The sequence below is a fragment of the Schlesneria sphaerica genome (assembly GCF_044336245.1).
Taxonomy (GTDB): domain Bacteria; phylum Planctomycetota; class Planctomycetia; order Planctomycetales; family Planctomycetaceae; genus Schlesneria; species Schlesneria sphaerica.
In genome coordinates this window covers 3,301,217-3,323,798 of sequence record NZ_CP172346.1, presented here as the reverse complement: position 1 = coordinate 3,323,798, position 22,582 = coordinate 3,301,217, and the positions used below count along the sequence as shown (strand labels likewise).

15 protein-coding genes are annotated in these 22,582 nt (G+C 57.1%); 11 read left to right on the top strand and 4 right to left on the bottom strand.

Translation table 11 applies throughout. The features are described from left to right. The first annotated feature begins 80 nt into the window (after nt 1-80). The 4 genes from ACGY09_RS12130 (at nt 81) to ACGY09_RS12115 (ending at nt 5,351) form a co-directional block, all read left to right on the top strand. Entirely contained in the window at nt 81-941 is an 861-nt protein-coding gene (locus ACGY09_RS12130) for a DUF255 domain-containing protein (RefSeq protein ID WP_373649987.1), read from the top strand. A gap of 404 nt (nt 942-1,345) precedes the next feature. Further along, the gene (locus tag ACGY09_RS12125) at nt 1,346-2,293 is read left to right on the top strand and encodes an ABC transporter permease (RefSeq protein ID WP_373649988.1); all 948 of its coding nucleotides are present in this window, start codon (nt 1,346-1,348) and stop codon (nt 2,291-2,293) included. Nucleotides 2,294-2,457: 164 nt separating this feature from the next. Then, on the top strand, nt 2,458-4,518 hold the full coding sequence (locus ACGY09_RS12120; protein ID WP_397571708.1) for an ABC transporter transmembrane domain-containing protein: 2,061 nt from the start codon (nt 2,458-2,460) through the stop codon (nt 4,516-4,518). A gap of 284 nt (nt 4,519-4,802) precedes the next feature. Then, on the top strand, nt 4,803-5,351 hold the full coding sequence (locus ACGY09_RS12115; protein WP_397571707.1) for a DUF2760 domain-containing protein: 549 nt from the start codon (nt 4,803-4,805) through the stop codon (nt 5,349-5,351). Between the two features lie 177 nt (nt 5,352-5,528). Here the strand turns inward: ACGY09_RS12115 and ACGY09_RS12110 are convergent, their stop codons facing one another. Next, nucleotides 5,529-7,112, bottom strand: coding sequence for a tetratricopeptide repeat protein (locus ACGY09_RS12110; RefSeq protein WP_397571706.1), 1,584 nt, complete (start codon nt 7,110-7,112; stop codon nt 5,529-5,531). A 400-nt stretch (nt 7,113-7,512) separates the two neighbouring features. On the opposite strand from ACGY09_RS12110, the gene ACGY09_RS12105 reads away from it, so the two are divergent. From ACGY09_RS12105 to ACGY09_RS12095, 3 genes are all read left to right on the top strand, one after another. Then, on the top strand, nt 7,513-9,912 hold the full coding sequence (locus ACGY09_RS12105) for a protein kinase (RefSeq protein ID WP_397571705.1): 2,400 nt from the start codon (nt 7,513-7,515) through the stop codon (nt 9,910-9,912). 298 nt (nt 9,913-10,210) lie between these two features. Then, the gene (locus ACGY09_RS12100) at nt 10,211-11,392 is read left to right on the top strand and encodes a glycosyltransferase family 4 protein (protein WP_397571704.1); all 1,182 of its coding nucleotides are present in this window, start codon (nt 10,211-10,213) and stop codon (nt 11,390-11,392) included. 150 nt (nt 11,393-11,542) lie between these two features. Beyond that, the gene (locus tag ACGY09_RS12095; protein ID WP_373649994.1) at nt 11,543-12,814 is read left to right on the top strand and encodes a class I SAM-dependent methyltransferase; all 1,272 of its coding nucleotides are present in this window, start codon (nt 11,543-11,545) and stop codon (nt 12,812-12,814) included. A gap of 33 nt (nt 12,815-12,847) precedes the next feature. On the opposite strand, the gene ACGY09_RS12090 is transcribed toward ACGY09_RS12095, so the two are convergent. Further along, on the bottom strand, nt 12,848-14,110 hold the full coding sequence (locus ACGY09_RS12090) for a hypothetical protein (RefSeq protein ID WP_373649995.1): 1,263 nt from the start codon (nt 14,108-14,110) through the stop codon (nt 12,848-12,850). Nucleotides 14,111-14,634: 524 nt separating this feature from the next. Here ACGY09_RS12090 and ACGY09_RS12085 point away from each other — a divergent pair. From ACGY09_RS12085 to ACGY09_RS12070, 4 genes are all read left to right on the top strand, one after another. After that, nucleotides 14,635-15,075 carry a carboxypeptidase regulatory-like domain-containing protein gene (locus ACGY09_RS12085; RefSeq protein ID WP_373649996.1) on the top strand — a complete coding sequence of 147 codons (441 nt, stop codon included), beginning with the start codon at nt 14,635-14,637 and terminating at the stop codon, nt 15,073-15,075. A gap of 149 nt (nt 15,076-15,224) precedes the next feature. Further along, entirely contained in the window at nt 15,225-16,181 is a 957-nt protein-coding gene (locus ACGY09_RS12080) for a DUF1559 domain-containing protein (RefSeq protein WP_373649997.1), read from the top strand. A gap of 344 nt (nt 16,182-16,525) precedes the next feature. Continuing rightward, a complete protein-coding gene (locus tag ACGY09_RS12075; protein ID WP_397571703.1) occupies nt 16,526-17,983 on the top strand; it encodes a sulfatase-like hydrolase/transferase in 1,458 nt (485 codons plus the stop codon). A gap of 186 nt (nt 17,984-18,169) precedes the next feature. Continuing rightward, nucleotides 18,170-19,522: a sulfatase gene (locus ACGY09_RS12070; protein ID WP_397571702.1), complete on the top strand. Its 1,353-nt coding sequence runs from the start codon at nt 18,170-18,172 to the stop codon at nt 19,520-19,522. Between the two features lie 515 nt (nt 19,523-20,037). Here the strand turns inward: ACGY09_RS12070 and ACGY09_RS12065 are convergent. Both ACGY09_RS12065 and ACGY09_RS12060 read right to left on the bottom strand, forming a co-directional pair. Continuing rightward, on the bottom strand, nt 20,038-20,628 hold the full coding sequence (locus ACGY09_RS12065) for a hypothetical protein (protein WP_373650000.1): 591 nt from the start codon (nt 20,626-20,628) through the stop codon (nt 20,038-20,040). 377 nt (nt 20,629-21,005) lie between these two features. Next, nucleotides 21,006-22,211, bottom strand: a complete 1,206-nt coding sequence (locus ACGY09_RS12060; RefSeq protein ID WP_373650001.1) for a BON domain-containing protein — start codon at nt 22,209-22,211, stop codon at nt 21,006-21,008. Nucleotides 22,212-22,582: the final 371 nt, after the last annotated feature.

Genomic DNA, 22,582 nt, shown 5'->3' with positions numbered 1-22,582 from the left:
AGGTGTGGGCCGTGAGTCTCCGGGGGACCTGAAATCGACATGGATGAACTGAGAACGATTGTTCGGCCCAGGAGGTTGGTATGCAGATGCTGCAAATGAAGAATGCTTTACAGGGCAGGATGTACGCCCTGTGGAGCAGCCTGTTCTCCGTCGCCCTGTTGGCGACAGTGGCACAGGCCGAAGAGCTCAAGGGATTTGAGCGGGGACGCGCGATCGACTGGAGGGCCTCATATCGCCAGGCAGTCGACGAAGCGAACCGTGACGGGAAGCCACTCATCGTTTCGGTGACAGCGAGCTGGTGCGGTCCGTGCCGGCAAATGAAGCAGTTGACGTTCAATGATTCTCGATTGATTGAAGTTGTCCAGTCGCAATTTGTGCCCTACATGATTGATGCGGATGAACAGCCTGATCTGGTCAGCGGACTGGGGATCGAGGCTTATCCAACGACGCTGGTGATTTCACCCGATCTTTCGATCCAGAAGCGTTTGTCGGGGTTTCAGTCGGCGAGTGAACTGGTCAATGTGTTGAACTCACTGGGGAGTTCCGGCACGTCGGCTCGGACGCTGGTCGCCACCGACGAACCGGCATCGGCCCTTTCGCCGGTCAATGCGGTCTCGTTTGGCTTCGACGGCTACTGTCTGGTCAGTATCCTGGAAGAAAGTCGCGTTCAGCGTGGTTCACCTGAATTTGTTGCAGAGCATCGGGGTCAGTTGATCTGCTTCCAGTCGGATGAGCGTCGCCAGAAATTCCTGGCTAATCCAGAAAAGTACTGGCCCGTTGCGAACGGTCAGTGTCTTGTCAGTTCTCGTGAAGGGACCGAATCCGGGAAGGGTGATCCTCGGATGGCTGTGACCTGGCGAGGCCGGATCTGGTTGTTCAGCGATCGGGAACGGCAGCAGCGTTTCATTCAGATGCCGCTGTACTACGTGAATGAGCTTTGATCTCTCGCACCTCTAATCAGGTCTGAGATCGAAGGTACGACAACAGAGTTGGGCTGGGGACTGTAAAGCCTCTGGCCTCGGTTGCTCGAAAGTGGGTTGAGCAGCCGAGGCGGGTTTTTCTGCAATCAATCGTTTCTGTCTTTTATTGTTTCGTCTTGGGGCCAGCCATCTGGCATGTGTCGCCGCCAGCAGATGTGCTGGTGCTGACGCGCAATTCCCCTCTGCATCGCGAAAACTTTCACAAATCGGTGCCGCCAGTTTTCTTCGGCGGTTCACAGCGTTACATTGGCGGCTTCGGTCCAACAAATTGATCAGGATCGACGTACACACCGCCGCCGGGTCGATTTTCGATCGCGGTGAAGCTCGGTCTACGCTTGTTCTGTTTTGTTTCCGCGAGGTTGTTCATGCTGTCATCGTCACTGTTACCCGCTTTGTTGCTGGCTGCGGAAGATGCCACCCAGCGGGGTTCCTATAACTGGCTGCCTGCGATTCTGATCAGCGTGGCGCTCCTGGTGGCTCTGCTGATTTTTTCTTACGGCACGAAGGCCGGGATCATCGCGCGGGCCACGACGAAAGAGGCGGTGCGACAACCGATCTTCCTGTTGTGTATGGCTTTAGCTCTTGTTGTGCTGCTGCTCAACTACGTCCTTCCGTTTTTCTCACTGGGTGAGGACGTGAAGATGGTGAAGGACTGCGGTCTGGCCACCATTCTGATCACCGGCCTGTTGATCGCTGTCTGGACGGCCAGTACCAGCGTCGCGGATGAAATCGAAGGTAAGACGGCGATGACGCTGCTCTCAAAGCCGATCAATCGCCGCCAGTTTGTGCTCGGCAAATATATCGGGATCCTCCAGGCCGTCCTGTGGTACATGCTGCCCGTCATCACGGTTTTTCTGGTGCTGATTTACTTCAAGGTCAGCTATGACGCGAAGGAAGGCTCGAAAGATATTCCTCCCCATGCCGAGCGGATCGTGGAAGTCTACCAGGTATTGCCCGGCATCGGCCTGCTGTTCATGGAAATCGCGGTGTTGACCGCTGTCAGTGTGGCGATTTCCACCCGGCTTCCGATGGTTGTGAACCTCACCAGTTGTTTTGCGATCTTCGTGGTTGGCCACCTGACCGGTTTACTCGTGCAGGGTGGTGCCCTGAAAATCGAGTTTGTGCCGTTTATGGCGAGGGTGATTGCGACAGTACTTCCGTCACTTGACCTGTTTAATATCAGTGCTGCCGTCGCAACCGGGGATATTGTGCCACCGGTGTATCTTGGCTATTCCGCAATCTACTGCGCCTGTTATTCGGCAGCAGCCATTCTGATGGCGTTCATTCTGTTCGAGGATCGCGACTTGGCATAGTCGTCCCGTTTTGACGGCGAGAAATACGGGAATTTGCTGCCAATTCGGTTTCATTCCGATGGCGGACAGGTGATGATGCAGAAGTGATCAGACCGTTTTGCACGGTCGTCTCTACTCACGGAGGGGATCATGGTTTCTCTCGTGGATTGGCAACGATCGTGGAAGTGACTTCTGCAAGTTCTCTCGACCGAATTATTTCTCGACGCAGTCTGATTCGTGGGCATGCCCGCGTGGCCACCTTCTGGTCAGTTGCGGCCATGCTCGCTTTGATTCTGCTGTTGCTGGATCTGGGGTTGCTGCTGGGGCTACTGGCTGATCGCGGGCGACTCGAACTGCATCTGTCCCCCGCGGAAGTGACCCGATTCGAGCAGCTTACCGGGCTGAACGTGGTCAAGAAGGTGACTGATGAAGTCGCTGAAGAGGGGGAGGGCCCTGCCCCTTCGCCCACGCCTGCACCGGAGGAATCGCTTGCCCCTGCTGATGAAACCGAGTCCACCTACGTCTTTTACGATGAGCATGGAATTCTGCCCGCGGTCTGGCGGACTCGTGACTTCTGGTGGGGCGGGCTGCTCGCAAAGTTATACCGCCAGGTCAGTTGGCTGCAGATGAACATTCTGGCCCTGATCTGGATCCTGTCGGTCGGCGTCTTGCTATTCGTCATCCGGGCGTTCTGTCTCAGTCGGCTACGATACCACTGTTATCGTTTTGCTATCGACGGCGTTTCAGCGACACGACGGCAACTTCATCGCCAGGCCATGCGTCTGGGGCCGGAAGATCTCGACGGAACGGGACACGAGCAATCGATTCAGCTTTTCGTTGGCGAGGTTGACGGCCTGTGTAAATCGCTGTTCGAATCCGTCTCCATCATGACCCGCTATCCGCTGGAACTGGCGGGGTTGCTGATTGTGCTGGTGAGCGTCGACTGGCGGCTGTCGCTGCAGTGGATTGCATCGCTGGCGCTCGGAGTTCTGGTTCTTGGCAGTATTCGCCGCAAGGCTCAGCAGCGGAGTCGACTGGCTGAGGATCGAACTCGGGACGACCAGCAGATTCTCCTGGCCAGTTTCAAAAATGCCCGTTTGACGCGAGGATTGGGGATCGAGCGTGAAGAGCACGACCAGTTCCAGAAGCACCTCGATCGCTACCACACGCAACTGACGAATTTTGCCTGGGCGGAAGAGGCGGTGCATCACCCCCCTGCTCCGGTGATTCTGGCAGGGGCGGCGCTGGTGGCAGCGCTTCTGTTCCTTGTCTGTATTAACGTACTTTCGGCGGGGCGGCACAATGGCCACTCGGGATTCACAATCGCCGAAGCGCTCGTCTTCCTGGCCACGGTGGCCGTCGCCATACCCGGCTTGCTCGCATTGCGGACGCTCGCAGGGTATCGCCGCGAGCTGACGTTAGGTGCGGACAAGATTCAGCGGTACCTCAACCGCGTTCCGGCGGTCAGCCAGGCGGTGGGAGCCAAGTTCCTTCAGCCGCTTTCCAAGGCGCTGCACTTCGAAAACGTGAAGTATCAGACTCCTGCCGGCGAGAAGATTCTGGACGGTGTCGACTTCAAACTGGAAGTCGATAAGTGTTATGCGATTACCTCGATTAATCCGCTTGAGGCGCGAGCCGTCGCACTGATGCTCCCCCGGTTTATTGAGCCGCGCGAAGGGCGAGTCTTGATCGACGGGGAAGATATCTCGTGGGTCACGCTCGAATCACTGCGGGCCGAAACCGTGTTTGTTGCCGCAGATGATCCCCCGTTTGAAGGAACGGTGTTCGATAATATCCGGGGCGGTCAGGCGGACCTCACCCTGCAACAGGTGACCGAAGCGGCCAAGATCACTCATGCCCACAACTTTATCGTCAAGTTGTTCAATGGTTACGAGACCGTCCTGACCAGTCAGGGGGATACGCTCGATCCCGGTCAGCGATTTCGGCTCGGTTTGGCTCGGGCCATCGTTCGTAATCCTGCCCTGCTGATCATCGAGGAACCGTGGTCGACGCTCGATGAAGATACGAAGACGCTGCTGGTTGACGCGTATGATCGCATCTGTCGGGGCCGTACTGTGATCTTCCTGCCCGCCCGGTTATCCACGGTTCGGCGGACCGATCAGGTGATCGTCTTGCACGACGGAAAGGTGGCGGCGATCGGCCCCCATTCGAAACTCGTCTCGCAGTCCGCAATTTACCGTCACTGGGAGTACCTCCACTTCAACGAGTTCCGAAACGAGAGCTGATCGGGCTTCCGGTTGAGGAGCGAATTGAGACGTGACCAGGTACCCATTAGACCAGGTTGGACCAGGGCGGAGAATTCCGCTTCAACGATTCGACAGTCGAGACCGGCAGGGGTGTCTTGTCGCAACCGGACTTTGCGAGTCACTGCGGGATCACGCGAACGTCTCTCGTTCGTGATAGTTGACTTTTGCCTGCTCAACCGCGCTACTGACGCTTGCCACGGTGCTGGCGGTTGAACAGGAATCTGAAAGACGTGCCGAGAGGCATTAGGCAGGAGCGGGACGGAATGGGTAGAGTTTTAACAGCGTTTCGAGCATTCTTCGGAGCGTTGTTCAATGCTGCGATCGCGGCTCGGGTCGAACAGGCGCTCAAGGCAGGAGCCGAAGGTGGGGTTTCGGGTCTGGAGACCACGGTGCCCGTGGTGCCGCCGCAGCTTCAGGAAACAAAGCCGCTGCAAAACGGCGGGATTACCTTGCTCGCAGCCCTTCAGCGCGAAGCACGTTTGATCGATTTCCTGAAAGAAGACATCACCCCTTACACGAATGAGCAAGTGGGAGCGGCCGTCCGGGAAATCCACCGTGACAGTCAAAGCGTGCTCGACCGATTCTTCTCAATTCGATCGATCCTGACTGAAGAAGAAGGGGCTTCGGTTGAAGTTCCCGCTGGCTTCGACGCGGGTCGATACCGGCTGACGGGGAAACTGGCGGGAACGGGCCCCTTCCGCGGAATCCTGCGTCACCATGGCTGGGAAGCCACCCAGTGTGAAATGCCCGCCTTCACGGGCAGTGATTCGGCAGCGAAGACGATTGCTCCGGCGGAAGTCGAAATCCTCTAAACAGGTCCGTACTGCGACTGGGCGAAATCGAGGGTGGGGACTGAGAGGCTGAGCACGTTCGCTCGATCAAACGAGAGAACGGTCAGTCGGTGAAAGGCTTTGTACGAAGCATGTTGGCTCGGGCTTGTGTTGTCCGGTGGCGAAAACATTCGCGGAGCGACATCAAGGCTTAGCGGCTTACGGCCATGAATCTGCCGAGTCCTGAAGGGATGACTCTTCAAGATTTTCGTCGTCTGTGATGGAACTGACCCCTTTGTCGTCGCCGACTGTATCATCCCAGCTTCCACGGGAGGGGGCCCTGCGTGTTGTCGTGGGGAATTCGACGCGGTCGGGGGCATCTCGGGAATCGCGTTCCAGGCCACTCTGCTCAGGCAATTGGTTGTTGTTTGGCCAAAGTCCCTGGTAGGGCCTGGAATTGGTACTGGAAGAGGTGAATTCGGGTTCACTTCCCGGGTGGTCGGCTTCCTCGGCGGTCGTCGTGCGGCGGGTGGTGGTCTGCTCCCATTCCGCAGCCCCCTCGGTGTCTTTCTGGAGAGCTTTTTGATCTGGCAGGGATGCCGCATCCAGTTCCTCTGCTGGCTCAGAAGCCTCTTCTGCCATCGCAGCGGAGTCAGGCGAACTGGTCGTTTCGATTCCTGTTACGACAGAAAAAAGATTTCCGGGGCCGACGTTGAGTCCGAACTCCGTCGCGCGCTGGCTCGACGAACGTGCCAGGGAATTTCGAGGGGTCGCGGGACGAGGGGTGGGCTGGCTGGGGGCGGTTGATTCCGAGGGGATCAGATCGAGCGAAGCCAGAGCGGACTGGCCTCGGGCAGGCTTCACCTGCGAATCTGATTTCATTCCGTTGCCTGATCTCCGAGTGCGGTCGGTGGGGACCGGGACCCCTTGCGGGTGTGCGTCGGCAGCGACATCGTCTGAATCGGCGGCCTGGTCATCCCACGAAATCTGGGCGGTGGTACCGAGTGATTGCGAGGCTGCGGGGTCAACGGACTTGCCTGATTTCCCTCGACCGGTGCGGCGCTGCATCTCGGCCTGCAATTCTTCAGTGCTGACAAGACTCAGGTTTCCGGAACTGGAAGAAGGAACAGACTTGTCCTGCTGGACAGCTCCAGGACGGGTACGGCTTGTCTTGTCGGCGAGGTCAGAGCGTACGCGGTCAGGGAAAAGCTGGGCCAGGTACTTTTCGGCCTCGGCTTCCGATGTTCCGGCCCGAAACAGGGCTTGTGCTTCAGAATACCGATCCTGTTTGGCATAAAGAGAGCCGAGATTGGCCATCGCGGCTCTGTTGCTGGCGTCGATTTTGAGCGCCTTCTTCAGGGTCTTTTCCGACTTTTCCAGATTTCCTCGCAGCATGTACGAGTAACCGTGGTCACTCAACAAGTTGACATCGTTCGGATGAATCTTGAGTGCGGCATCGTAATGCTGATCGGCGACCTCGAACTGTTTCTGTTTATCCGCGAGTATGGCCAGGCGATGGTGAATGTCGGGGCTCTGCGGTGAGATCATCAGGGCGCGCTGGTAGACGACCCGGGCTTCGTCGTACTGCTGATCTTTGCGAAGCGCGTCTCCTTTCTCCATCAGTTCTGCGATTTGCTGCCCTGATCTGGCTCGGTCGTCATCTTTTGCGGTGGCGCGATTATCGGACTTGCCTTTTCCGGTCAATCCCATGGGCCATTTACCCGCAGGCAACTGGCAACCCGAGAGAGCGAACAGCGCAAGGAGCGTCGCACCAACATAATGCGGGGATGAAATTACAAACATTCAACCGATCCTGGTTGAAAGAGGAATCGAACGAGCTTCATTCTGGCAGACTTCGACAGACTTGAATTGGCAAAGCAGACGAGATCGAAGGGGTATGTCCTAATGGATTCCCTATTGAAACAGGGCTTCAGGAAAAAAATCTAGAGGGTATTCCAAAATCTGTCGAGACGAAGTTCTACAGGGGTTGCCCCCCTATCTTTGCCCGTCGCCTTATTCTCTCAATTCAACGGGAAAAGGATCTTGTCTGGATTTGTTCTGAAGCAAATACTGGACTATCTTTGACACTAAAAAGGTAGCAGAATCAGTCTATTAAAGGTGCAATTCGGCGCCGTAGCGATACAGTTGTTCCTGACAGCGATTCTTCGGTCTTCTGAGAAAAATCTGTGCGGAAAGCGAGACAATGCTACGGGGGCCAATCGATTTTGATCTCCTGAGGCTGCTCGATGCAGATGCGCTGCATCCGATGCTCGCACTGCAATTTGAACGTGCCTGGCAAATCCAGCGTCCCGTCTCGATCGAAGAAATTGTTCAGCGACTGCCATCGGCGGATTCCCGCCAGCTGGTGATCATGCTGGCAGAGCTGGAATTTCATCTTCAGCAAAAACGCGGTGAGCAGCCGAGTGCGGGGGACTATCTGAAGCGGTTTCCCCAATACGCCCAGGAATTAAAGGAAGTGTTGCCTGCGGACGAAGCGGGCACATCACATACCATTGGCTCCACCTTGGGCATCGATGACAGCGCTTACGGTAAAAGACTGGCGGCGCGTCAAAACTTGAGCAATTCGGGGCTGGGCCGTTACCAGGTTATTGAGCAACTGGGGAAAGGTTCCTGGGGCGAAGTCTGGAAGGGCTATGACCCGGTTCTGAAACGAGACGTCGCGATCAAACTGCTTCGTGTCGATCGCGGTTTCGGGGCCGACGTTGAAAAGGAATTTCTGGATGAAGGGCGCAGGCTGGCGCAATTGAATCATTCCGGGATTATGGCGATCCACGATGTCGGTAGCGTCGATGGCAACTATTTTCTTGTTTCAGAATATGCCGACGGGGGGAATCTGGCTCAGCGACTCGATAACCCCATCAGCGTCGCGGAAACGATCCGGATTGTCGCCGCAGTGGCTGACGCTCTGCACTATGCGCACACTCACACTTTCGTGCATCGGGATGTAAAACCTCAAAACATCCTGCTGATGAACGACGGGACGGTCAAGCTGGCCGATTTTGGAATGGCTGTCTCGGAAGAAGAACAGCTAGATGAAGAGGCCTCTGTCCGTGGAACCCTGGCGTTCATGCCACCGGAGCAACTCAGAGGCGACAGCCACCTGGCGGATGCCCGATCTGACATTTATGGCTTGGGAGCGGTGATGTACCGGATGCTGGCGGGTCGGCCTCCGTACCTGGCAAAATCGCTGAAGCAGTTACGCGAAGTAGTCCTGAATCGCGAACCCCGTGCGGTCCGCACCTTCAACGATCAGGTCCCCCTGGCGCTGGAAAAGATCTGCCATAAGTGCCTGCGTCTTCAACCTGGTGACCGCTATACAACGGCACTCGACCTGGCGCGTGACCTGCGAGCAGTGCTGGCTCCCACACCCCCTCCTCCCCCTCCCGCCGGGCTTCACTGGCGACGGGATTTCGCGGTCGCCATGATGGGATGCGCGACGATCTTCTGGTGGTTCTCGACCGACCGAACGTTTTCACCCAGAATGCGGGGGCCGATCGATGCCGTGGTGGGGGTGATCAATCAATGGTTCTCGAAGCCACCAGCCTCTCTTCCGGAATCGAACCCGCCGAGTCCTGATTTGCACATCCCTGTGCAGGCGCCGATTACCGTTGCGGCAGATGGTTCCGGCGACTTCCGGACGATCAGTGAGGCTCTTGAACAGGTCCTGCCCCGAGGAACGATCCGGATCACTGACTCGGCCATGTACCAGGAAAACCTGACGATCGATTCCTCCCGCCTCGAAGGAATCACGATCGAAGCGCCGGGGGGGGCGACATTGACATCCCGGTCAGTCGATAGCCCGATTATCAAAATCCACGGTGTCAACCACGTATCGATCCGGAACCTGAAGTTACTGATTGCGAAGTCTGAACACGGCGTGATGATTACTGAGGGAGCCGAGGGAACTCGGCTGGAAGGTCTGAAGATCAGTCAGCCAAAGTCCCCGGATACGGGCGCGGTGCAGATTTACGGCGCAAACCTGCGTCAGGATTCGGCCGAGACTGTGATCACGGACTGCGTTTTTGAGTCACTGTCGACCGGACAGAACGTATGGGTTCACGCAGAACCGGGGGCGATTTACAATCTGGTGATCCGTCGAAATCATTTTCAAAGTCGCAGTAGTGGGTCGCTCGTTGTCGTCCTGGGGACGCTGAGGAACGTCGTTATTCATGACAACCAGTTTGAGGGAGGTCACATCGGACTCAATCTGAGTGCCAGTCCCGCGAGCCGGCAGTCGATCAAGATCCATGGGAATGTGTTTTTACGGTGCGAGAAGTGGATGGGTTTCGTGGATACTCAGCCTGCGAATGTGCAGGGCCACATCACGGGTAACCTAATTCTTTCCTCCCCGATGATTGACATCAAAGATTCTCAACTGGCTGATATCCGTAAGGACTGGGTGATCCAGGATAACTGCTGGGAACTGAACCCGGCGACCGTGACAGAACATTCTCAGTGGGCCCTTCTGGCCCAATTTTATCCCCAGATCCAGGTTACTCCTCGCAAAGACCGGGCAGGTTTTCTGGAACCTGTTGGTCCTCTCCCTTGTCTCAAGCCGTTAGCGAAGGATGAGGGAGACTGAGATCACCCTCGGATCATTCGGTCGAAGTTGCCTGGTCCAGGAACGTCTCTGAATCATCAGGGTTGAGTCTCCGACGCGACTTCGCAGGCCAGTAGCCGAGGCGATCCATCTGAGGAGTGAGTAGCGGGATCCCCCCTGGATTCCTGCGGGAAAGCCCGGTTGCTTTTTGGGAGCAAGGCCTACGTTGTTCGCCCTGTTCCACCGTTGGATTGTGGTGCGGCATTGGTTCGATGTCGCTTCTTGACGTTTCAATGTCCTGTTTTGTCGTGTTACGTGGAAGCCCTTTCTGGAAGTTCTGATGAGCCACCCTGTTCTGCAAGCATTTTCGATGACTCCTTATGGACTTCAGCGCGATTCCACATTGGCGGAATTGCAATTGGCATCGTCTGCCTTTGCCGTTGGGCCGCAACTGGCCCGGGCCGCTGACCCCGTCCCCGGGGCAAAGCCGATCTCAGTTGCGCACCTCGGCCCGTGCCTGTTCCGGGGTGGGGCCGAGCAGCAACTGATCGACCTGCATCATTTCTTCGATCCCAGTCAGGTCGTGCTGACGAAGTGTCTGGTGACAAACTCGAACGCAATTGACCCGCGCGTGGCCGCTGATCTCAAGTGTCCGGTCCTGGTGGCCACGACAGAAGAGCTGGCCAGAACGGCGACAGAGAATGATATTCTGCTGTTCTGGGGGCTTAAGCTGGATGAACTGTTGCCAAAGTCAGACGCTTACAAGGCCAAGTGCGTTTATCTAGCGCATGGCGACAGTTGGTGGACCAAAGAACTTCTGGATGGCAGCAGGGGGATGACGACTCACACGATTGCAGTCAGTCAGCGTGTCGTTGAGGAAACCTGTGATCATGTGCCGCATACGAAGATCCACAACGGCGTTGATACGGCACGTCTGGCGACCACTCGCTCACGCGATGAGATGCGTGCGTCGCTCGGGTTTGAACCCGAAGACTTTGTGGTGGGATTTGTCGGACGGTTCTCGCCCGAGAAGCGGCCCGAACTGCTGATCGAATCGCTCTCCCGGCTGCCCCGTCACTACAAGGCACTGTTCGTCGGGTGGGGTACCCAGCGACAAGAGTTAATGGACAAGGCAAACCGGTTGATCCCGAACCGTTACGCCTTCGCCGTCGCCGACCAGTATCTGGGGGACTACTACCAGTCCATGGATGCTTTCTCATTGCTGTCTGTTCAGGAAGGCTTTGCGATGGTCCTGATCGAAGCCATGTTCAGTGGATTGCCAATCGTGGCGACAAGTGTGGGAGCGGTTCCCGAGGTGATGGTCGATCGGGTCAACGGGTTGGTCGTCGATGGAACTTCCGATCAGATTTCTCGAGCGGTCTCTCTGCTGCAAGAGCGTCGTGAGTGGGCCGCGAGTCTAGGGCGGGAAGCACGCCGATATGCCTGTCAATTCGGGCATGCCCGGCGAATGGCACTCGACTATCAGAATCTGCTGACGTCGCTGTGCCGACAAGGAGCGTAGTTGCGCTTCGACGGAGCCCGGGCTGCTCGGAGACTTTGCGGATGCGTCTCTCAGGGCGTGCGCGGCAGGGGCGAGGGGCATCCGGCGTATGTTGATTCCGAACCGATCCGGTTGGTAATGCAGAAGACGACGTCTACTGGAGAGTGCAACATGATTCGACTGACGAATCGCTTGTTCGGCAGCCATCCCATCGTTGTGCATTGCCCTGGTCCCGTGCAGGGGCATCTCGGTTGGCAGTCCTTTGCTGCCTCGGCGCTGGGGGTTCACGTCGATTCTCACCCCCCTGTCGAGTCATTCACGTTGCTGACCTGGAATGGAGGGGATCGACCGGAAAAGCCGAACGGGATTCTGGAGTCTTCCGCCGCTCGTTTTGGCTGCGAAACACTGGTCCTGGGGCAGACGGTACGTCCGTGGGTGAATGGCAAGAAGCTGCAACTGACCGCCGATGCATTGGCTGGGGTGACGACGGAGTTTGTCGTCGGGATGGATTCAGGAGATGTCCTGCTGGTTGATCATCCCGACGTCATGGTCCAGCGATTCCGCGAGCATTTCAGCTGCGACTTGCTCTTCAACGCGACCGGGTCTGACTGCTGGCCCCCACGTCCGGAATTTATCATGTACGAGCAGCAGCGCCCGGCCGCTCGCTGTGCACAGGGGCGACACTGGTTGAATGCCGGTTGCTGGGTCGGGCGGACTGAGTTCTGCCGGAAGTACTTTCGCGACCTTGCTTCGTTTGCGGCCACGAGCGAATCAGGGCATTGCGATCAGACGATTGTGAAAATGACATGGCCACAGTGGTATCCGCGCGTGCAACTCGATTACGGCTGTCAGATCTTTCAGTGGTTCAATGAGGATCGTCGTGTGTTTCAGGTCGAACGACCTGTCGCCGATCGTCAGTGGCAACTGACGCAGTGGCTACGAGAATTCGACAACGTCCGGTACGGCGTGGAAGTTGGTGTGTTTGATGGCAGTACGAGTGACGTGCTGCTGCGGGAATTTCCGCAGCTCACGTTATGGATGGTTGATCCCTGGGCTCCCTTCACGGGTTGTGAACCACTGTCCCATCTGGATCAGGTTGCCTTCGAGCGTATTTTTCACGAGGCGCTGTGGTGGACCAGTCATGCACCGGAACGGCGTCACGTCCTGCGTGAGACATCAAACAGGGCCGCCTCCGGGTTTTCCGACGGATCGCTCGACTTTGTGTTTATTGATGCGAATCACCAATACGAAACTGTGTGCACGGATCTCGACTGCTGGTGGCCCAAAGTGCGGACGGCAGGGTACCTGTGCGGTCATGACTACGGAGTCTACGGTGATGCAACGGGAGAATGGGGGGTGAAGCGAGCGGTCGATGCATTTGTTGCCACCCAATCACGCGAGCTTCGACTGGGCCGGGACGGAATGTGGCTGCTGCGGAAATAATCGATGCTGTCGTCTGATTACTGCCGTGATTCTTTAGAAGCGGACGTCGATTCGAGCCGAAACGAATATGCCGTTGTCGATCTCAACCGTATCGATTCCTTTCAGCTCGAATCCATCGATTTCCGAGAAGTAGCGATCGAAGGCCCAGCCTGTGGCCACGTCTAAACCGACGTTGGGCTGAACCCACCAGACCATGCCCGTCACCAGTCGCTTCTCGTAGTAGAAGAAATGGCTATCTTCGTTGACTCGCTGAGACAGTCGCCAGTTTTCGTTCGTCCAGTCGAACCCCGAATAGGCCTGCCAGCGGCTGCTGGGTTGATAAACAGTCCGTGCGTGCATGGTTGTCAGGAATGCCCAGACATATTGCATTTGCCAGTCTTTCGCCGGTTTCCAACTGAAGACCGAGAAGGGAAACCCCATGATCGCCTGGAATTCGTCGTTCGGATGATAGAAGTACCCACCCCCGGGAATGGGAAGCCCTGCCAGTACCTGGCTGTTCGTCGATGCGTTGACGCCGACGAACCAGGAACCGGTTTCATCCTGGGGCATCAGCAGGAAAGCGGTTCCCGAGACGAGTGCGTCACGGGAACTCTGGAAAGGTTTGTCTGTGGCGGTACCGACATCAAAGACAATCCCTCCGATATTCCCCCCTTCAAATTGACGGTAGTAGTTACCGCCGATCGCGATGTTGAACAGATCCTGAGGAAACTGCCGCATGGTATTGGGCAGGATGGCGTTCGTGTTGACGTGCGTCGTCTCCACGTCCCCGGTCAGCAGAAAGGTGTTGGCGCCCTTTGAGTACACAGGGACGGCACCCTGAAGGTCTGTTCGAAGCATGCTCAGCGTCGTACCGGGCTGATCCGTGTTCTGTTCGGGATACCAGGACCCACCAGCTTGAGGGTTCGACATCAAGAGGGTGCCGACTCCCCCCGGAAGATTCTTCAGTCCCTTGATGCCACGAAATGACGGAAGGGCGTCGAGTCCTGTTCCCGTCTTCGCACTGCGAGTTCCCAGGTCCTGGGTGTATTCGGGGGGCTCGCCGTATGTCAGGCCGTCGTACGACGGGTCCGCAGGCGGAAGCTGAGTGTTCGTCAGTTGGACGGTCGCCAGAGGTGAGGTACTGGAGATGAGTTGTATCCAATTGCCGGGCGGATCCTGAATCGCCAGCGGGAGAGCACCGGAAGGACGACCGACATGATCGGTTGCCAGAAAGCCTTGGGCAGAGGCAGGGACCCAGTTGACAATCAAAACGAGTGTCAGGGAAAGAGCCGCCATCCGAACGGGCCGCGTACTCACGTTGTAAAACCCCGAAAAAACAGAATCGAAGCCGGCATCCAGTCGCCGGTGTGTCGTCGGCGGGATTCTAGTTGCGATTAAAAAGTGGGTGTAGAGGAAGTTACGGCCGGCGCCACAGCTTCACTCTGCAAGCTCATCTGGAGGTGATCGTTTCCGGCCCATTCAATCAGAAGCGTGCAAGGCGGCAATTTTTGCCGATCGACGATCCTCACTGCTTGATGAGCTGGAAAGTGTGGTCAAGAAAAGAGAAATGGAGCGTGAAGTCGGTAGAACTTCGTCGCGGAGGGGCGGATTTTTGATCATCACGGGGTCAGAGTGGTTGACATTCAACAAAACCGATCTAATATATCATTCATGTGGTCGTCATTAAATTGATGGGCCACAGGAGCGAATGAGCGGCACAGCCGCATTCGTGAATCTGACTCTCTCTGCGTGCAGTCGATGGTCTTCCAAGAAGCCTCGGGATTGCATCTGGCGACAGCGAAAATATCGCTGCTCAGCCCCTGCCCCTCTCGAGACGTCCTATGCGATTTGATCTTCGGGTTCCCTTTGCCCCTGTTTGTGTGCTCGCGCTGTCGTTGTTGCTGGCTGGTTGTAGTGGGAACAAAAACATCGCTTCGGTGACGGGAACGGTGTACCTGGATGGAGAACCACTTCCCAAAGCATTTCTCATCTTTACTCCCCAGGAAGGGGCTGGCGCACCGTCATTCGGCCGAACAGACAATTACGGTCGTTATCAGATGATCTTTTCCACCAACACGAAAGGTGCGTGGATTGGACGGAATCGGGTCACGATCAGTACGGCGGATGCCATCAGCCCCGAAAAAACCACTCCGGAAGTTGTGCCGTCGCGCTACAACCAGAAATCGGAACTCTATGAAGAAGTAGAACCGGGCAGTAACCAGATCGACTTCGATCTCGAGGGGGATGGACACATCAAGAAGGAACTGCCCTATACGGGTTGATCGATCTGAATCCCGCTGCTCTGACCCGATTTGACGCTGCGATCTGTTTTATACGTCTCTTTCATTCAACGAATCATTTTGAAAAGGTTGTCTCCGTGCTTTCTCCCTTGTTTTCGCTACCGCCCAAGCCACTGTCGGGAACCTCGCCCGTGCACCGCAGATCCCGAGGATTTACACTGATCGAACTGCTGGTTGTGATTGCCATCATCGGGGTCCTTGTGGCCCTCTTGCTTCCCGCCGTCCAGCAGGCTCGTGAAGCCGCGCGACGGACGCAGTGTAAGAATAATTTGAAGCAGATTGGTTTGGCACTTCATAATTATCACGATGCCTATAACCAGTTTCCCCCTTCGATGATTTTCCAGACTCAGCATCTGACGGCCCGCGCCAATCGGCCTCAACGAGCCAATGGGTGGGCGTGGACGTCGTTCATTCTGCCCTATATCGATCAGGGGCCGCTCTACAATCAGTTGAACTTCAACACGTCACTGGTGACGCCTGAGAACCAGCTGTTGGTAGGGACCAAGTTGGAGGTTGCCGTCTGCCCTTCAGTTCCCTCGATCAACCACGTCGTTGTCGGTGCCATCAACGCTCCAGGGATCACGGCCACAAACTATGTTGCGAACAGCGGGTCGTATTCTCTGAGTGCCTATTACAACGCTTCAGCAACGCGTAGGAACGGTGTCTTTTCTGAAGATAGCCGAGTCGGAATTCGGGATATCACCGACGGGACTTCGAATACGATCGCCGTGGGCGAGACGGTGTTCTGGGGAACGGGAGACACCGCCAATACCTTCTACTGGGACCCCAGCTGGTTCGGACGTGTGCAGGCGGGAATTCCTACCAGCGACTGCCCCGAGTGCATTACGCGGAACGGTGCGGTTCGCATGAATCCCCCCCGTATCGCCAGCGCCGTGGTCCTCAGAAATGCCTTCTCGAGCAAGCACGTGGGAGGTGCCCAGTTCCTGCTGACGGATGGATCGGTCCGCTTCATCAGCGAATCGATCAACACGACGTCCGTGGATGACGAAACGCTTCCCCCAACGGCGCTCGGTGTCTATCAGTTGCTGTGCGGACGTAACGACGGTCAACCCGTCGGCGAGTTCTAAACGACGAGTTGTCCGACGCGAACGGGGGGACTGCGACGCCCCCCCGTTCGCTGGCTGTTCCTCCCCCAGCGGTGATGGCGTGGAGGCGGATTGATTGATGCCTGTCGCCGGGCCTGTGCGACCCTGCCAGGGCGCGACGACGTATGTTGACATCACGCCCGGAGCCCTTCTCTCCAATATCTGTGCTGTACCATCTGTTCTGATGCGGTCCCTCTCGTAGGATCGATCGGAACAGGCTGGTGCGCCAAGTGGCTGTCGCCGGATTGATCTCAGTGTGGATCGGCCGTTGAGCTTACCTGACAATTCTTTCTGCATCGCGAGGATGCCGTTTCTGGAACACACCTATGCTGAGAATTTTATTCCTATCGACACCCGTTCTCCTTGCACTGGGGGGGCTGCTGACAGCGACCGGGGCTGCTGCGGCAGAAGCCCCGGCAAAAACGGGTCAGCCTAACATTCTGTTTGTCTTCACCGATGATCAAGCGGTCGATACGATCCGGGCGCTGGGGAACTCGGAAATCCAGACACCGAACTTTGATCGTCTGGTCGCCAGCGGTACGACGTTCACTCGCTGTTACAACATGGGTAGCTGGTCGCCCGCGGTCTGTATTGCCAGCCGATCGATGCTGCTTAGCGGGCGGTCGGTCTGGCGGGCTCAGAAAATCTATGACACCGCAGAGCAGGAACGTGAGGCAGGGCGCTGGTGGCCTGCTTACTTCAAGGCGGCAGGTTATCGCACGTATCTGACGGGCAAGTGGCACGTGAAGGCCTCGCCCGAGAAAAGCTTCGATGTCGTGCGTCATGTTCGCCCCGGGATGCCCAGGGATACACCAGAGGGCTACAACCGCCCCCTGTCAGACGCGGAAGACGCCTGGTCACCTTCTGACCCGAAATTGGGAGGCTATTGGCAGGGAGGAAAGCACTGGAGTGAAGTGGTCGCTGACGATGCCGTGGATTATCTGCGTCAGGCCTCTGCAGAGGCTAACCCGTTCTTTATGTATATCGCGTTCAATGCACCCCATGATCCCCGACAGTCACCACGTGAGTTCGTCGAGATGTACCCTCCTGAGAAGATCTCTCTTCCCGGGAACTTTCTGCCCGAGTATCCGTTCAAGGATCTGATTGGCTGCGAACCTGCCTTGCGAGATGAGAAGCTGGCCCCGTTCCCTCGAACTCCCCATTCGATTCGCGTTCACCGCTCAGAGTACTACGCCATCGTTTCGCATCTTGACCGGCAGATCGGCCGTATTCTCGATGCGCTCAAGGAATCGGGGAAGCAGGACAATACGTGGATCTTCTTCACGGCCGACCATGGACTTGCTGTGGGACACCATGGACTTGTCGGTAAGCAGAACCTGTACGATCACAGTGTTCGTGTGCCGTTTGTTGCGGTGGGCCCTCAGGCGATCGCCGGTGAGCGGATTGATGCGGCGATCTATCTTCAGGATGTGATGCCGACCGCCCTGGAACTCGCGGGCGTTGCCAAGCCGGATCACGTCGACTTCCACAGCATTCTGCCGCTCATCAGAAAGGAAACGACTCAGTCGTCCTACTCCGCGGTCTACGGTGCCTATCTGGGATTGCAGCGCATGGTTGAGTCGGACGGTTTCAAGCTGATCGTCTATCCGAAGGCGAATCGCCTGCGACTGTATCACCTTGCCGAAGATCCCCTGGAAAAGCACGATCTGGCCGACGACCCGCGGTATCGTCCTCAGATTCTCAGGCTGGCCAAAGCTCTGCGGGAGAACCAGGAGCGAACAGGTGACTCGCTCTCGCTGGCGAGCTTACTGCCTGCGGAATAGTCTGGACGTTTCGCGTCGAGTTCGCTCCAGGGACCGCACCTTGCTCATCCGCCTCTCCGTCAAAACGCATAACCGGGAAAGTCCTTCTGCATGATATCTCACCTGAGGATGTTCGCTCACAAAACTCGTTCTTCGTTCCCGTCGGCGATGACTATCGGTCAAAGAGGCCCGTGGTCGCTGCTTTCGATGGCGTTGGCCCTTCTCGTCTCGACAGGGGTTTCTCTGGCTGACGGTGACCGTCTGAAACCCAATGTGATTCTGATTCTGACCGACGATCAGGGAACGGTCGATGCGGGTTGCTACGGCGCGAAAGATCTGCAGACGCCGAACATGGATGCATTAGCGGCTCGCGGAGTCCGGTTCACTCAGTTCTATGCAGCCGCCCCGGTTTGCTCTCCCTCTCGAGCGGGCCTGGTAACGGGACGCTACCCGGTACGGGCAGGAGTTTCGAATAACGTCAGTTCGACCGCAGGAGTGGCAGGCATGCCCAACTCCCAGACGACAATTGCGGAGACGTTTCAGGCCGCTGGATATGCCACCGCGCATATTGGCAAGTGGCACCTGGGCTACAGCGGCGAGACCATGCCGCTGGCTCAGGGGTTTGGACTCTCGTTCGGGCACATGGGGGGCTGTATAGATAACTTCTCGCACTTCTTTTACTGGCAGGGACCGAACCGACACGACCTGCACAAAAATGGAGTGGAGATTCAGCGACCGGGGCGGTACTTCCCCGACCTGATGGTGGAAGAAGCGGGGCAGTTCATCGAGTCACATCGTGAGAAACCGTTCTTCATGTACTTCGCGCTGAATGGGCCCCACTACCCCTATCAGGGAGATCCCGAATGGCTGGAGCATTATCAGGATCTCCCCTACCCTCGTAATTTGTATGCAGCGTTTCTGTCATCGATCGATGCACGCATTGGTGCGCTGCTGAAACGGGTCGACGAAGCAGGTCTGCGGGAGCGGACGATTGTTGTATTTCAGTCCGATCATGGCCATTCGACCGAAGAACGAGGCCACCTCGGTGGAGGAAGTGCCGGTCCTTACCGTGGAGCGAAGTTCAGCCTGTTCGAAGGGGGCATCCGGGTCCCGGCGATGATCTCGTGCCCTGCCGGTCTGCCACAGGGCGTTGAACGCAATCAACTCGCTCATTCCTGCGACTGGTTGCCGACAGTCGCCGAACTGGCGGGTATTCCCTTAGTCAATCCGGATCTTGACGGTCTGAGTCTGGTCTCCGTGCTGAAATCGGAAGACGCACCCACGCCCCACACAACAGTGCACTGGCATGTTGGTGACAAGGGGGGCCAATGGGCTGTCCGCGAAGGAGACTGGAAGCTGATTGGCAACGCCATCGACAGCTCGGGGGGAGAACTGACCCCTGATGACAAGAAGCTGTTTCTTTCGAATGTGGTGAGCGATCCTGCCGAGCGTCACAACTTCGCCGCACAGCAGCCCGAGCTCGTGAAAAAATTGCAGCAGGCTCACGATACCTGGCACGCAACAGCCGTCGCCACGGGCACAGCGAAAACATCACGCTGATCGTCTTTCCAGTGTTCCTGTTGCTGCGCTGTGCGTGGGTTTCACGGCCCCGCACAGTTCGCGGAACCCAAAGCCGTCTCTCGCAGGACCAGCAAGCCGAGGTCGTCCCTACCTGAGTCGCCGCAGTTGGGCTTTCCGCAGCTCGGTCGCCCAGCCTCCCTGCGTGATGTGCCGGCGGTTTGCCCGCGATCTCTCTGGTTGCGACTTGGGGTTGGGTAAATTTTTGGGAGCGGGTCATCCCCCCCGCAGAGGTCTCGTTGCACTTGCCCACGGCGACGGGCGAGGTTTCTCGGCGCCTGATTCTCTTTCCCGGTAGGACTTGGGGCTTTTTGCGAGCGGTTTTTCACTGATCGGGGAGCGTCCTCTCGTTGCGAGGGGGCCACACTGCAAGGGGTCACACAGAGACAGGCGATGCGTTTGCGAGGTGATCAAAACGAGAAAGACCACGACTGCCGGAGCGGTCGTGGTCTTTGTTGTGTTCTCGGGTTTTTGATCGCCTGCGGGTCGGGCAAGAACTATTGGATCGAGTTCGGGCCGGCACAGCGAATCAGGTGATCGTGGTCGATGTAGACGACCTGGATTGATTCGTCTTCGTGGCGGAAGGGGATCGGCCAGTCAGACCGCTTGATCAGGTCATAGTAGACCGTGCACTTGTAGTGACAGTGGTGCAGTCGAGCGGGACCAGCGAGCGGGAAGAAGCGGCATTCATCCAGTCGGTCGACAATCGGTTCGGTCACGATCTTGACGTTGTTGCGAACCGTTTCGGCCAGGAAGACCCAGCCGCCCGAGGTTTCCTGGGGCAGTGCCCGCATGACCTCGTCAGCAGAGGGGGGATCCATGCAGAAGATGGGTGCATGTTCACCTTCCACGGGGTCCAGAATCGGTACTTTGTCGTACCGTTCTTCTTTGATGTAAGCATCTTCGATCAGCTCACTGTAGTACGGACTCACCGGAATCAGGGGTGTCGTACCATAGAAAGAGCTGAGCGTGAAGGCCATGGTCAGCATTCTGCCGAACAGGACGCATCCGCTGTTGCTCATCATCATCACGCCAATCGCGGTGATTAGAGCAAATCGCTTCGTTACTGAGCCAGGCTTCGTCATCATTTCTCTCCGGCAGTTCCCGAACCCGCTGAATTGGCGATCATGGGACCGTGTATAGCTTTAGTATCGAAAATACTGATTGAAGACTTGCGAGAATTTTCCGATTTTTCTGATAGTAGGAACTGGAATCCCCATATCGGTTTGGGGCAGCCAGGCACTGGCGTGCGTGACACCTAAGGTCCCTCTCCTCTGTCTACCATCAACCGGTGGCTGGGCACTGAAATGATTAAACAGAAACGTCTGCGGCAGTATTCCCGCCGCAGACGTCGAGCCATTCGGGTACCATCACTCTGTTTACACAGAGTCGTTTCCATGCACTTTCCGCAGGGAGCCCGCCATTCCGGATGAAGAGTGCTCGCACTCATTCATCCGTCGAATGATCACCAGTTGTTAGGATTCATGAACCACCACCAGCGATCGGTGCGCGGTTTGAACATCAGATTCCACTGACCATCGTCCCATCGCAGGGTTGCATCGCGCCAGCCCAGCGGTACCTGTGGATAAGGATAGAAGGGACCGATATAGGGCCATGCACTGGCACTATATTGCTGCGGGTACGACACCGCAGCGGAGTTGGGGTACTGAGCATACGAGGGCCACGCGTGGTCCGGCATGCTCGGGCTGTTGTACACAGCAGGATTGGCTCCACCACCTGGATGCCCGTAGGCAGGCGGATAAGGAGGAGCTCCCCCCGGTCCCATTGGCATCCCGCCACCGGCTGGACCTCCGTAGCCTGGGTATCCCTGTCCTGGTGCAGGAGCAGGAGGAAGTTCCTGACCCGACATCTGCTGACCTGGATACTGCTGCGACATGGCGGCGTACTGAGGGCCACCTTGAGGCATGTAGGCTGCACCGCGGACATTGCCACGAGCGGCGGGGCCGGGGCCCATGCTGTCGGCACATCGCAGCCGGTTGGCGACTTTCTGCACGGCAGGGACCGATCTTGTGGCACGTTCGGCAGCAGCCCGTTCGGCCTGCGTTCCGACCGTTCCTTCCAGGGTGGCGACACCGTTCTGGAACTGAATCGAAATGTCGTAGCCGTCCAGATGGGCTGAAGTCAGAACTTCACCGATCTGCTGGGCGATCTCCTGGTTCCCGACAGCCGCTCCATTGGCACTGACTCCTTCTGGAGCCATTACTTCGGAGTTGACTTGCTTGACGCGGTCACGCTTGGCGGATTCGCCGGCGTGTCCTGCCTGAACGACACTGTTGGTCGATCCTTCGGCGTCAGCACCACGTGAACGTGATGGTGAGCCTTTCTTGCCATTGACGGCCAGGCGATTGTCAACCTTGTTGACGCCGGAAACTTTTCCAGCCAGTTCGGTTGCCTTATCGCGGATCTTGGGGTCGTTCACGGAACCACTCAGAACAGCGGTGCCGTCCCGGTATTCAATGCTGATCTCGCCCTGAACCTTGCCTTTGAGCGCGTTTGCAATCGATTCTGCAACGCGCTGATTGTCGGTCTTCGCTGCTCGAGATCCGGCCGCAGGTTTCGACTCCTTCGACTTCGGACTCGCCGCGAAATTCAAACCGGGGGTTGCCGCCAGCAAGCTGAGCGTTAACACCCACTTCCCGTACTTTCGCATGGAACGTTCTCCTTCCAATTCCTCCCTGACATCTCTGAGGCTGGTGAGCGGAATCGTTCGCAAGGGCGGCACCCGAATGGCATTGTGTGTCGCTGGACTTGATTTTCGAACGCCAAACCGAAGTACCCCTCGATCTGGTCTCATCCGTCACTGGCAGGCGAAGCAAGCTCCGCCCGCGAGGCGCGCTGGCTCCCCGCAGTCTATTCATCGGATGAATTCACACGCTTGCACAACTTTTTCTGATTAATTCGGTAGAAAGTTTTGTAGTGATTTCAGCGAGGGTGCCGGTTTGCGGCTCAGAATGGCCAGATGCGCCGGTTTCAGGTCTCTGTTGGCGGTCCGAATCCCCTTGAGATATACTGGAAGCAGCA